Genomic DNA, 12,471 nt, shown 5'->3' on the forward strand with positions numbered 1-12,471 from the left:
GTATCGCGGTCCGGTCAGTCGCTGCGCCCGGTCAGCGGGGCCCGCGGACTGCGCCGGTACGCCGAGACCTCGGGATACCGATCGAGCCAGAAACGCCACGGCCGATCCGCCGCCTTGCTCACACCGACCCGCGGCCCGGCCAGCGCCGCGCGCCGATCAGCCAACTCGACCCGCACAGGCGAAGACGCATCGAGAAGGTCAATCCCATTGTCTGCCAACGTGATTCCCAGCGCGGCGCACAGATTACCGGGCCCCCTGGCCAGAGCCCTGGCCGGGACTGCCGATCCTCGGCGTTCGTGCGCGAGGTCGACGCCCTCGATGATCACCCCGGCGCGCAACAGGACTGCCGCGGCCACTCCGTCGGGCCCGCACACGACATTGGCGCACACGTGGATGCCGTGGCTGCGATAGGTGTAGAGCCGGCCGGGCGGTCCCGTCATCACCAGATTGCGGACGTTGGGACCACGGTAGGAATGCGACGCGGGGTCCGGCCAGGGGCCGTCGGGAACACCGCCGTACGCCTCGACCTCGACGACCGTCGCCGCGACGCCCCGGCCGAACAGGGTGGCGCCGAGAAGCCCCTGCGCCGCGTTCAGCGGATCGCGGTCCAACCGGCCGGGAACGGCGGCTAACCCGCCGTCAGGCGCATGTGCTCGGCCTCATCGGTGACCTCGCGCGACTCGTCGACCAGCAGCACCGGGATGCCGTCCTCGATGCGGTAGGCCCGCCGCAGCCGGGGGTTGTAGAGCTCGGCTCCGGTGTAGATCAGGCCACCCCGGTCCACCGGGCACACCAGAATGTCGAGCAGTTTGGCGTCCAGCACGCTAACTGCGACCCGGCATCGGGAAGATCGGGTCGTCCTGGATCATCGGATTGCCCGGAGCCCAGGTGCCCTGGTTGATGCCGAACCCGACCTGCGGCTGGCCCTGCGAGGAACTGCCGCTCTGCGACTGCATTTGATGCTGATGCGCGATGGTGCCCTGCAGCGCGGCGATCAACGGACCCTGGTTGGGCCGCTTGGCGACGGCGGCCTGCACGGCCATGAGATCACCCGGCCTGGGCGGGAAACCCTGCGCCCGCAACGTCAGCGCTTCGTTCAGCAGGTTGGCGACCTGACCGGCGCCCGAACCCCGGGAGAACTCCGTGGACAACTGATCAAGGACATAGGCATACGACGGTGCCGGACCGGTGGCCTGCTTGCGGGGCACGGTCGGAGTGCCCCCGGCGGCCCCGCCGGTCAGCTGGAGCCCGGGCGTGCCCGCGGCCTGGGTGGGCGACGTCGGCGTGGGCGTCTCGGGATCGGCCGCGGCGTAGCCGAGGCCCAGCGAGAGGCCGACAGCCGAGGCCAATCCCAGACCTGCGATCACGCGGCGCGCGTGCAATGACATGGCGTCCTCCAGCAAGGAATGATTACGGCCGAGCCTACCAGCGGTTTCGCTGCAGAACCCGGCAGCGTTACACCCCGCCGATCGCCGTGCGGGCCGTCGCGGTCAATCGTTTGTACCGGCCGTCCTCGGGATCGTGGTACCAGACCTGCCGCCCAACCTTGGGCAACCCGGCGGCACTCAGCACACCGGCCATCGGACGGAAGGTCGCCGACAGGGGAAGTTCGGGCACCACGTGGACGATGTCCGGCGGCAGACCGACCGGCATCGACGCCAGGGCATCGGTGAGGTCGGCCGCCGTGACCGACGCCCCCGGTCGCAGGGTCAGCGCGGTGACCGCGGCCTCATGGTCGGTGGTGGTCGGCACCGGATAGGTGACGGCCAGATCGACCGCACCGATCCGGCTGACGGCCTCGGTGATGGGTTCGGGGAATGTCACCCCCCGCGCCGTGTGGATCGCTGCGTTCCGGTTCCCCACCAGCCAGTAGTCGCCGTCCACGTCGCGGCGGAACAGCGATTCCGTCGACACCCAGATGTCGGACGGCGCGAACACCCCGCGCTTGACGGATGCCGTCGGATCGACCGGACCCCGCGGATGCGCCAGTAGCACGCCGATCTGATCGACCGCGGCAACCTGGACGAAGCCGCGGTCGTCCTCGAGGATGAGGTCGGAATCCACGTCGTAGGCCGCGAGTTCGATCTCGCCGCCGCCGGGTAACGGCCGGCCCTTGCTGCCGACCTTGGCACCGGCCACATTGGCCAGCACCGCTTGGCCGTCCGTCGTCGCGAAGAACTCCACCACCCGCGCCGGCGCGAACGTCTCGGTGAGTCGTTGCCACAGCCCCGTCGGCATACCCGAGCCGATGAACAGCCGAACCGGATGGTGGCCGTGCAGGACGAACGCGGGATCGTCGATGACATCACGCAGCATCGCCCAGGTGTAGGACACGACGGTCACGCCGTACTGGCGGAGTTCCTGGACGAACCGCTCCGGCTTCAGGCCGCGCGACAGGGCGATGCGGGCGCCGCCCACCACCGCGCCGCCGACGGCGACCAGCAGTCCCGACTGATGGTGCAGCGGCGTCAGGCAGTAGACCGTGTCGCTCGCCGACAACGCGGCCGCCGACGCGGTCCCGAACGCCGACAGCGCCCACCGGTAGTTGGTGATCTGCTTGGCGACGAGCTCGCCGCCGACCGTGTTGAAGGCGACGAAGGCCAGGTCACGCGCGTAGCCGGGGTTCGGGCGGTACCACCCCGGCAGCGTCACCGCGTCGGGATCGATCCGCTCCATGTCGATCACGCCGGTGTCGTCGGGCAGATGCAGGTCGCGGGACTCGCCGCCGCCGAGCACCAGCACCTGCAGCGCCAGGTGCCGGGCGGCCTCCAGATTCGTCGGATCGGTCAGGATCTCCGCCACCCCGCCGAGCCGGGCCGCCTCGTGCAGGTCGCCGTCGGGCGGCATCAACACCGACACCGCCCCGAGCCGTGACAGCGCGGCGATGGCCACCAGAGCACTCGGCCGGGTCTCCATCAGGATCCCGACCCGGTCGCCCTGTCGCACACCGACATCGATGAGCCCGCGCACCACGTTGTTGATCCGGCGGTCGACTGCCTCGTAGGTGTGCACGCGGCCGTCGAAGAGCAGGAACTCGCCGTTGGGCGATTCCTTGGCCTGCTCGGAGATGATGCGCCCCAGCGAGATTCGCGTGTGGTCATTGATCTGTCCCAAGCGGGTCAGCCGCGGCAGCGTGCGCGCGGTCTCGATGACCAGGGTGCGTACGGACTTGTTCGCCGCGACGACCGCGTCCGCGGCGCTGCGGGCCAGTGTCAGGGCAACCTCGGAAGCCTCGCCGACGCCGTGCGCCAGGCGTGCCGAGAGCGGCACCCCGGTATCGGCGATCTCGGTGCGCTGCGTGGCGTCGGGCATCGGCTCGACGTTGGCGGGCCGGGTGCCGCCGTCCTGCACCCAGTGCACCCAATCGGCCACGGTCGGCCAGGTGATCTCGGACGCCTTGGTCCCGACCACCAGGCCGAAATGTCCGGCCCGGATCATCGTCTCGTAGACCTCGGCCGAGGGCGCTGCGCGCTTGATGCCGCGCACCGACGCGGGCTGGCCGATGTCGTCGACCTCGCCGACGAACGCCAGCACCGGGCAGGTGATATCGGTGAGCGTCACCAACTGACCGTTGATCGCGAACCCGCCCGACATCAACCGGTTGTGCGCGATGAACTGCTTGAGCAGCTCGGACACCGCCGGACCCGACCAGGCGATCCAGCCCTCGGAATCCAGGAACCGGCGCTGCTGCTCACGCGGCAGGAGCGACTCCCGGTCGTGCAGTTGGCGAACGAAATCGACCCGGGCCTTCGCGGTCTTCAGCGGGTCGAGCATCTGGAAGCCCGTGCGGGCCATCCAGCCCTGGATATCGAGGCGGTTGAAGACGTGATCGGCCATGAAACCGGCCGCCACCGCGCCCAGATTGGGCGGGATCCCCATCGGCAACGCCGCCAGGGTGTCCACCGGGGCGCCGAATCCGATGATGCTCGCCAGATCCCTGGACTGCCGGTAGGCGGCCGCCTGGTAGGAGAACATCCCGCCCTGCGAGTATCCGGCGAGGTGGATGTTCTGACCGGTGATCTCCTTGACGGTGTCGATCGCCTCGGACAGCGCCACGACGTGATCGGTCAGGGTGCGGCGCATGCCGCCCTCCACCTTGTCCGGTTCGCCGAAGTCGATGACCCAGGGATCGAGGCCGGCGCGGTGCAGGATGCCGACAGCGCCGTCCTCGCGAGTGACGTCCCACATGTTGGCCGACATCATCATCGGGTGGACCATCAGGACCGGCGGTCCGGACTTCGTCCGGACGCGGCTGTCCGGCGGGAAATAGCGCCGCAACTTGTACATCGGCACGGTTTCGACGGTCTGGAACGGCGACGGCACCGATTCGGTCTCGAGCCCGCCGAGACGCAACACCTCGAGACCGTTCTGCGCGGTGGCCACCAACCGCCCGACCGGGCGCAGGATCGGCCCGGTGACCGCGGAAAGATTCAGGTCCACAAGCGCTCCCCTACTGTGTGATGCGAGGTCCCCGCACCCCCGACGGCTTGCACATCATGGCATACCGCCCGCCCCCCGAAGCCCGGCTTGGGAGACGCCGTTATCGCCCCGCGGCGCCGCCAACTAGGGTCAGCCGCGTGGCACACCTGCTCGGCGCGGAATCCCTTCGTCTGGAATACCCGACCCGCGTGGTGTTCGACGGGGTCAGTGCCGGCATCAACGACGGTGACCGGATCGGCGTCGTCGGGCGCAACGGTGACGGCAAATCCAGTCTGCTCGGGATGCTGACCGGACGGATCACCCCGGACGCTGGCCGCGTCACCCGGCGGACCGGCCTGCGAGTCGGAACCCTCGACCAGGCCGACACCCTCGACGAAACCCGCACGGTCGGTTGGGAACTGGTCGGCGAGCGCGCCGACCACGAATGGGCCGGCGATCCCCGGGTTCGCGACGTCGTCGCCGGACTGGTTACCGACATCGACTGGAAGGCAACGGTTTCCACGCTCTCCGGCGGCCAGCGGCGGCGGGTCCAACTCGCGGCGCTACTGATCGAGGAGTGGGACGTCATCGCACTGGACGAGCCCACCAACCACCTTGACATCGAGGGCATCACCTGGCTGGCCGCCCACCTGAAGGGCCGCTGGGCACGCGAGAGCGGCGGACTGCTGCTGGTGACCCACGACCGCTGGTTCCTCGACGAGGTCGCCACGACCACGTGGGAAGTGCACTCCGGCCCACGGGGAGGGATTATCGAACCCTTCGACGGTGGCTACGCCGCCTACATCCTGCAGCGGGTCGAACGTGACCGGATCGCGGCGGCCACCGAGGCCAAGCGGCAGAACCTGATGCGCAAGGAACTGGCCTGGCTGCGCCGGGGTGCGCCGGCGCGGACGTCGAAGCCGAAGTTCCGCATCGATGCCGCCAACGCCCTGATCGCGGACGTCCCGCCGCTGCGAAACCCGATCGAGCTGGCGAAGCTGGCCACCGCACGGCTCGGCAAGGACGTCATCGACCTACTCGACGTGTCGGTTTCCTTCGGAGACCGCACAGTGTTGCGGGACGTGGAATGGCGGATCGGCCCGGGTGAGCGCACCGGCATCGTCGGCGCCAACGGAGCCGGCAAGTCGACGCTGCTCGGCCTGATCGCGGGCACGGTGACGCCGGATTCCGGACGGGTCAAACGCGGGAAGACCGTCCAGTTGGCGATGCTCGACCAGCAGGCCGGCATCCTCGCCGACGTCGAGGCCGACCTGGTCCGCGAAGTGCTCGGCCGGCTGAAGACCACCTTTGTCGTCGACGGCAAGGACTTGACACCCGCGCAGCTGCTCGAACGGCTCGGCTTTGGGCGCGAACATCTTTCGGCCCGGGTGTCCGACCTGTCCGGCGGGCAGCGGCGCCGGTTGCAGCTGATGCTGACGTTGCTGAGCGAACCGAATGTGCTGATCCTCGATGAGCCCACCAACGACGTCGACACCGACATGCTGACCGCCACCGAAGATCTGCTGGACTCCTGGCCGGGCACGCTGATCGTGGTCTCGCACGACCGGTATCTGTTGGAGCGGGTCACCGATCAGCAGTACGCGATCCTGGACGGCCGGCTGCGTCACTTGCCCGGCGGTATCGACGAATACCTGCGGCTGGCGGCGGAACCCGTGCGCGCCGAGGCGCCGGCGCAGACCCAATCCGGCGCGGGTGCAGCTCTTTACGCCAACCGCAAGGAAATCGCCGCCGTCGATCGTAAGCTCGCCAAGGTCGCCGAACAGATCTCCGCTCTGCACACCGAGATCGCCGAGCACGACCACAGCGACTACACGGGGCTGGGTGCGCTCACCGCGCGGCTTCGCGAACTGGAGAGCGAGAACAACGAATTGGAGGACCGTTGGCTGGAGCTCTCCGATGACGCGAGCTGATACGCGCTACCTGCTGCGGCCGCTGCGCCTGTTCGTGCAGTACTTTCCGCAATTGGCGGCGTGGTACCTGTTGGGCGTGCTCGGGCGGGATGCCGCCATCGAGTTGGCGGCCTGGGCCGGCCACGACAACGACGTGTGGGCATCGCTGATCATGCCCATGGCCGGCCTGGCCCGGCTGGGCTCCTACGTCGGGATGTTCCTGGTATTGCGGCCCGCGCTTCCGGCGTTGGTCCGCGGCGCGACACCCCGCAGCAGCCGGGTCGACATCTTTTCCGCGGTGATCGTGCCGTTCTTTGCGATCTATCTGGCCTGGAAGTTGTTCCGCGAAGATTGGGTGGCCTTCGAGACGCGCGCGCTGGACTATCGGGTCGCCGACATCTTCACCGCCGCGGCAAACAACCAGCAGATCCCCGAGGTGACTCCCGGCAGCCTTCCGGTCAGCACGAGCACCTGGGCGATCATCGCGGCGGCATTGGTGACCCGGTGGGCGCTCAACAAGGTCAAGGACCGGCTGCCGAAATGGATGGTGCTGGTCCGGATCTACGTGGACGCGCTGTGGGTGTTCCTGGTGCTGAGCTTCTCGGTCAACGAGGGCCTGACGATCTTGATCAATCCGTCGAAGTGGATCTCGGAGCGCCGGATCATGGTGTGGTTCAACGAGACCCGCGCCGAACTGTTCTCACATTTCGCGCCGCTGGAACACGCGTGGGACCTGCTCATGTGGGTGCTGAGAACCACATTCGGTGGAGTTGCCGTCCCGCTGATGTGGCTGGCGGTGGCGGGCATTGTCTACGGTGTCGGGCTGACCCCGGATTGGCGTGCCGCGGTGCAGCGGTTCACCGGCCAACCGGGCAGTGTGCTGGTCGACCGCACGGCGACGGCGCAGACCCGGGTGCGCGCGGGCTGGCAGCAGCTGCCGAAGTACGTGCGGGACAGCGGCGTCGAGCGCGCGACGTCACAGCTCGGCAAGTTCAAGCCGATCACCGACTCGGCCCGGGTGATCATGCATGCCGGGATTCCCGCTCTCGCGCTGTACGTACTGGCCTACGTGTTCTTGGCCTGGCTGGACATGACCGGGGCGTTCTACGGCATCAAGGTGGCGGGCGACGGCTACCTGCTGCGCGGCATGGCGTGGGTTCTCGGACCCCACCCGCTGCCGTTCTGGTCGGCGTTCACCGGTGTCATGGCGATGATCTCGCACGTGCTGATCGAGTCACTGCGGGTCTGTCTCATCGCGTCGGTGTTCGCCCACTGCGTGGAGAACGTACTGCGTCAGGATGCCGCCGCAACTCCTACAGGCCCAGCCGCACCATGATCCGGCCGCGGTAATCGACGAGATCGACCGCAGTGGGCCGGACATCGCGCGGCAGGACGAAGGTGAACTGCACCGGGCCGGGCTTGGCGCAGTTGTCGGTAACCCCCGGCGCCAGTCGTGCGGTCTGCCCGCCCATCCCCTCGGCCTGCCAGCGCCGGCTGCCGTCGGTGATGACGCCGTCGCACGTCTCATCCGGACCGCCACCCTTTCGGTTGACGGTGACGACCACGGCCCCTGTACCCTCCGGCAATTTGTCGCTGAAACCGTAGCCGGGCAGGTCGTCGTAGTAGCGAACGGACTCGACACTCCAGGTGAGCCCGCCGACGTCGACCGCGCCACCGGCGTCGGCGACGTGGTCGGGGACGATGGAGCTCCGGTAGAGCGACCAGTCCTCGCGGTACTGCGTCAGATACAGCCCGGCCAGCGTCGCGGTCGTCACCAGCAACCCGATCACGTTGCGCCGGAACAGGTCTGTGGGCAGCAGGGTCATCGAGCCTCCCGTGCCGGCGGCGGTAGATCGATGCTGGGCGCGCGCTGGACGCGTTTGTCGTCGAGGGGGATGTCGATCACCAGCCGGGATTCCAGCCGCCCGTCACCGAGCCAGGCCCGGAACACCACCGTTTCGGCACCGTCGAGCACCGTCGGTGCGACGTCGAACGGCCAGCCGCGACGCTCGCTGATGCCCGGCTGCAACTGCGGCGGCTGATAGGCCATCAGGTCGGCGGGCTCGTAGCGGTTGGGTCCGACCAGCAGGTCGGCGTGCAGTAGGCCGGGGTCGTTCTCGACGTCGAACAACCCGTCGACCACCAGCCAGACGCCGATGGCCCGCAATTTTCGGTCGTACTTGGTTGTCATGGTGGGCGCGATGGTCACGCCGTCGACGACGGCCGTCAGATTTCGGCCGGCGGTAGGTTGCCCGATGTCACCGTGTACGTCGAACGGGGCGAAGATGTTCGTGGCGACCGGCAGCTTGTGCCACAGCACCGCGCTGGCCGCGATGACCAACACGGTGGACAGCACCGTCAGCAGCGAGCGGGCGCGCGTCATGGGGACACCTTCACCGGCACGGTGACCGTGATGTAGTCGGTTGCACTCGGCAGCCAGCCCTGGCCGTAGGTGGCGACCATCTCGGTGAAGGTCTTCGTCCAGACTCGCAACGTGACCGAATCCCCTTGCACGACCGCATCTTCGGGCAGCGACCAGACGAATGCCACCTCATCTGTCAAGCCGGGGCCCAGCGCCGACACCGGCTGGCCCTCGGACAACCGCCAGACACCGACCAACTCCGCGTCCGGCTGGCCGTCGAGTTGCAGCTCGCGATTGATCACCCCGGGTACCGTGCCGTCGTTGCGCAGTTGCGCGACGACACCGAGATAGCGTTGGCCGGGTTCGGCCGCGTGCAGCACCCGGGTGCCGGTACGCACTTCCGGAACCAGTGACGCCCGCTCGACCGTGACGGTGAACTCGCCGTCGCTGAACGGGGTGCCGGGCTCGCCGACGGTGACGTGGTCGTTGACGGTGTCGAGCCCACCGAACATCGCGGTGGCGGCAAGCACTACCAGGGTGCCGATCTGGGACAGCTGGCTGAGCTTCAGCCCGGTCAGCCAGGTCCGGAGCCTTTTTGGTGGCCCGGCGGGCTGCTCGGTGTCCGCAACGTCGGCCATGGCCGCCGATATTACTGAATGCCCGCCGCGACCGTCCGGCGGATCTCGACCTGACGAACCAGGAACCGCTGCTCGTCGAACTTCTTACGGCGCAGCCATGAGGTGACCTCGAAGTTGCACTTGCTGGCATTGCAGGACGGGCAGGCGGGCACCACGTTCTCCAGCGTGTAGCGGCCGCCGCGCGAGATCGGCAGCATGCAGTCCTTCTGCAGATCCGCCTGTCGTGCGCCGCAATAGGCGCAGCCCGCCCAGGCGTCCTTGAGTGCCGACCACTGGGCGTCGGTCAGGTCGTGTTCGACCTTGTCCAGCCGTCGTTTACGCCGCCGCGCGTAGACGGCGGACCTGCTGCGAGACGGCATCGTTGCAGCGTAGGCCCGCCGACGGGCGGATCGGTCGATCTGTGCCGGCGCGGCGTGGTTCAGCGGCGGAGCCGGATCCGCAGCCGCGCCTCGGTGTCGCGGACCACACCGAGCTGGTTGGCCACCTGAACCGGGGCGGTGCCGCCGCGGGCGTTGCGTGAATTCACCGAACCTGCCACGGTGAGCACCTCGCGCACCTGCGCTGTCAGGGCGGGGTCGATACCGGCGAACTCCTCGTCGGTGAGTTCGTCCAGTCCCACGCCGCGCTGTTCGGCCGTCTTGACGGCCGCTCCGGCCGCCTCGTGGGCGACCCGGAACGGAACCCCTTGACGGACCATCCATTCGGCGATGTCGGTGGCCAAGGTGTATCCGGCCGGGGCCAGCTCGGCCATTCGGGCCTCGTCGAAGGTCAGGGTGGCGACCAGTCCGGCCATCGCCGGTAGCAGCAGTTCCAGCTGCGCCACCGAGTCGAAGACGGGCTCCTTGTCCTCCTGGAGGTCGCGGTTGTACGCCAGCGGCTGCGCCTTGAGCGTGGCCAGCAGGCCGGTCAGGTTGCCGATCAGCCGTCCCGATTTGCCGCGCGCCAACTCGGCAATGTCCGGGTTCTTCTTCTGCGGCATGATCGAACTGCCCGTCGACCAGGAATCGTGCAGTTTCACGTAACCGAATTCTGTCGAGCTCCACAGGATGATGTCCTCGGCGAGCCGGGACAGGTCGACGGCGATCATCGCGAGAACGAAGGCCGCCTCGGCCGCGAAATCCCTTGCCGCCGTGGCATCGACGGAGTTGTCCGCCGCGGCGGCGAAACCCAGCTCCGCGGCGATGGCATCGGGATCCAGACCCAGCGACGAGCCGGCCAGTGCGCCGGAACCGTAGGGCGACACCGCGGTCCGGTCGTCGAAATCGGCGATGCGGTCCACGTCGCGCAGCAGCGGGTGCGCATGGGCCAGCAGATGATGCGCCAGCAGGATCGGCTGGGCGGACTGCAGGTGCGTCTTGCCCGGCATGATGGCCGTCGGGTGCGCGGCGGCCTGCGTGGCCAGCGCATCGACCACCTGCAGCACGCCGTCGGACACCCGCCGCACGGCGTCGCGCAGCCACATCCGGAACAGCGTGGCCACCTGGTCGTTTCGCGAGCGGCCGGCGCGCAGCCGGCCGCCGAGATCCGGGCCGACACGATCGATCAGGCCGCGCTCGAGCGCGCCGTGCACGTCCTCGTCGGCGACCGTGGGCAGGAAGCTGCCGTCGGCCACGTCGGCGCCCAGGCTGTCCAGCCCGGCCAGCAGCCCGTCGCGCTGATCGTCGGTCAGCAATCCCGCTCGGTGCAGGACGCGGGCGTGGGCCTTGGACGCGGCGACGTCGTAGGGCGCGAGCACCCAGTCGAAATGGGTCGACTTGCTCAGTGCGGCAAGGGCATCCGATGGGCCGCCCTCGAACCGTCCGCCCCAGAGCGCGCCCTCGTTGGTGCTCACTTCTCCCCCGCGAGCGTCCGCAGTTGTACACTCGCGACGGCGTGTCGGTGTACAGACACGGCCGCTCGCGGAGAAAAGGGCCTGATCACTGGGCGAGGTCCCGCTTGGCGGCGATCTTGGAGCTCAGCCCGTGCACATGCACGAAGCCCTTGGCGCTGGATTGGTCGAAACTGTCGCCCTCGTCGTAGGTCGCCAGATTGAAGTCGTACAGGGATTCCGCGCTCCGGCGCCCATTCACGGCGATGTGCCCGCCGTGCAACACCATTCGGATCTCGCCGGTGACGTGCTCCTGGGTCTCGGCCACGAACGCCTCGAGGGCACGCTTGAGCGGCGAGTACCACAGGCCGTCGTACACCAGCTCGCCCCACTTCTGGTCGGTGTTCCGCTTGAACCGGCCCAGTTCGCGTTCCAGGGTGACGTGCTCGAGTTCGGTGTGCGCGGTGATGAGCGCCATCGCGCCGGGTGCCTCGTAGATCTCCCGGCTCTTGATACCGACCAGACGGTCCTCGACCACATCGAGCCGGCCGACACCCTGCTCACCGGCCCGCTTGTTGAGCTCGACGATGGCCTCGAGGACGGAGACCCGACGTCCATCCACTGATACCGGTACACCCTTCTCGAAGCCGACGATCACCTCGTCGGGGGTGTTCCAGTTCAGCGTCGGATCCTGCGTGTAGTCGTAGACGTCCTTGGTGGGCGCGTTCCAGAGGTGCTCGAGGAAACCGGTCTCAACCGCGCGGCCCCACACGTTCTGGTCGATCGAGAACGGCGAACGCTTGGTCACGTTGATCGGGATGGCGTTCTCCTCGGCGAACGCGATGGCCTTCTCCCGGGTCCAGGCGTAGTCCCGGACCGGAGCCAGGACCTCGAGATCCGGTGCCAGCGAAGCGAATCCGACCTCGAAGCGAACCTGGTCGTTGCCTTTACCGGTGCAGCCATGCGCGACGATCGTGCCGCCGTGCTCGCGGGCCGCGGTCACCAGATGCTTGACGATCAGCGGCCGACTGATCGCGGACACCAGCGGATAGCGGTCCATGTAGAGCGCATTGGACTGGATGGTCGGCAGGCAGTATTCATCGGCGAACTCGTCGCGGGCGTCGACGACGACGGCTTCGACCGCGCCGCAGTCGAGCGCGCGCTGCCGCACCACCTCCATGTCCTCACCACCCTGGCCCAGGTCGATGGCGACGGCGACAACCTCTTTGCCGGTCTCCTTGCCGATCCAGCTGATGGCCACCGAGGTGTCCAGGCCGCCGGAGTACGCCAGGATGACGCGATCGGACATGGGTGAAGCTCCTTTGTGTTCGGTTC

At 68.3% G+C, this 12,471-nt stretch carries 12 protein-coding genes; 2 read left to right on the forward strand and 10 right to left on the reverse strand.

The genetic code is table 11. The features are described from left to right. Positions 1-14: 14 nt before the first annotated feature. From U0R18_RS03250 to U0R18_RS03265, 4 genes are all read right to left on the reverse strand, one after another. Positions 15-611 carry a DNA-3-methyladenine glycosylase gene (locus tag U0R18_RS03250; protein ID WP_526365887.1) on the reverse strand — a complete coding sequence of 199 codons (597 nt, stop codon included), beginning with the start codon at positions 609-611 and terminating at the stop codon, positions 15-17. 17 nt (positions 612-628) lie between these two features. After that, positions 629-823: a Trm112 family protein gene (locus tag U0R18_RS03255; protein WP_526365889.1), complete on the reverse strand. Its 195-nt coding sequence runs from the start codon at positions 821-823 to the stop codon at positions 629-631. Position 824: 1 nt separating this feature from the next. Next, positions 825-1,388 (reverse strand): hypothetical protein, encoded by a 564-nt coding sequence (locus U0R18_RS03260; RefSeq protein ID WP_526365891.1) that lies wholly within the window; start codon positions 1,386-1,388, stop codon positions 825-827. A gap of 67 nt (positions 1,389-1,455) precedes the next feature. Next, a complete protein-coding gene (locus U0R18_RS03265; RefSeq protein ID WP_526365893.1) occupies positions 1,456-4,440 on the reverse strand; it encodes an AMP-binding protein in 2,985 nt (994 codons plus the stop codon). Positions 4,441-4,577: 137 nt separating this feature from the next. On the opposite strand from U0R18_RS03265, the gene U0R18_RS03270 reads away from it, so the two are divergent. After that, positions 4,578-6,350, forward strand: a complete 1,773-nt coding sequence (locus tag U0R18_RS03270; RefSeq protein ID WP_526365895.1) for an ABC-F family ATP-binding cassette domain-containing protein — start codon at positions 4,578-4,580, stop codon at positions 6,348-6,350. Continuing rightward, positions 6,337-7,665, forward strand: a complete 1,329-nt coding sequence (locus U0R18_RS03275) for a hypothetical protein (RefSeq protein ID WP_526365898.1) — start codon at positions 6,337-6,339, stop codon at positions 7,663-7,665. The genes U0R18_RS03270 and U0R18_RS03275 overlap by 14 nt, the downstream gene beginning before the upstream one ends. On the opposite strand, the gene U0R18_RS03280 is transcribed toward U0R18_RS03275, so the two are convergent. The 6 genes from U0R18_RS03280 to U0R18_RS03305 form a co-directional block, all read right to left on the reverse strand. Next, positions 7,643-8,155, reverse strand: coding sequence for a hypothetical protein (locus U0R18_RS03280; RefSeq protein WP_526365900.1), 513 nt, complete (start codon positions 8,153-8,155; stop codon positions 7,643-7,645). The two genes, U0R18_RS03275 and U0R18_RS03280, sit on opposite strands and share 23 nt — an antisense overlap. Next, complete coding sequence (locus U0R18_RS03285) at positions 8,152-8,712, reverse strand: hypothetical protein (protein WP_526365902.1); 561 nt, start codon at positions 8,710-8,712, stop codon at positions 8,152-8,154. The genes U0R18_RS03280 and U0R18_RS03285 overlap by 4 nt, the downstream gene beginning before the upstream one ends. After that, complete coding sequence (locus U0R18_RS03290; protein ID WP_526365904.1) at positions 8,709-9,329, reverse strand: hypothetical protein; 621 nt, start codon at positions 9,327-9,329, stop codon at positions 8,709-8,711. Before U0R18_RS03290 ends, U0R18_RS03285 begins: the two co-directional genes overlap by 4 nt. Positions 9,330-9,340: 11 nt before the next feature. Beyond that, positions 9,341-9,688: an HNH endonuclease signature motif containing protein gene (locus tag U0R18_RS03295; RefSeq protein ID WP_526365906.1), complete on the reverse strand. Its 348-nt coding sequence runs from the start codon at positions 9,686-9,688 to the stop codon at positions 9,341-9,343. A 59-nt stretch (positions 9,689-9,747) separates the two neighbouring features. Further along, entirely contained in the window at positions 9,748-11,160 is a 1,413-nt protein-coding gene (gene argH / locus U0R18_RS03300; RefSeq protein ID WP_526365908.1) for an argininosuccinate lyase, read from the reverse strand. Positions 11,161-11,245: 85 nt separating this feature from the next. Further along, positions 11,246-12,445 carry an argininosuccinate synthase gene (locus tag U0R18_RS03305; RefSeq protein WP_526365910.1) on the reverse strand — a complete coding sequence of 400 codons (1,200 nt, stop codon included), beginning with the start codon at positions 12,443-12,445 and terminating at the stop codon, positions 11,246-11,248. Positions 12,446-12,471 lie beyond the last annotated feature (26 nt).

This window comes from Mycobacterium sp., assembly GCF_046330795.1.
Lineage (GTDB): Bacteria > Actinomycetota > Actinomycetes > Mycobacteriales > Mycobacteriaceae > Mycobacterium.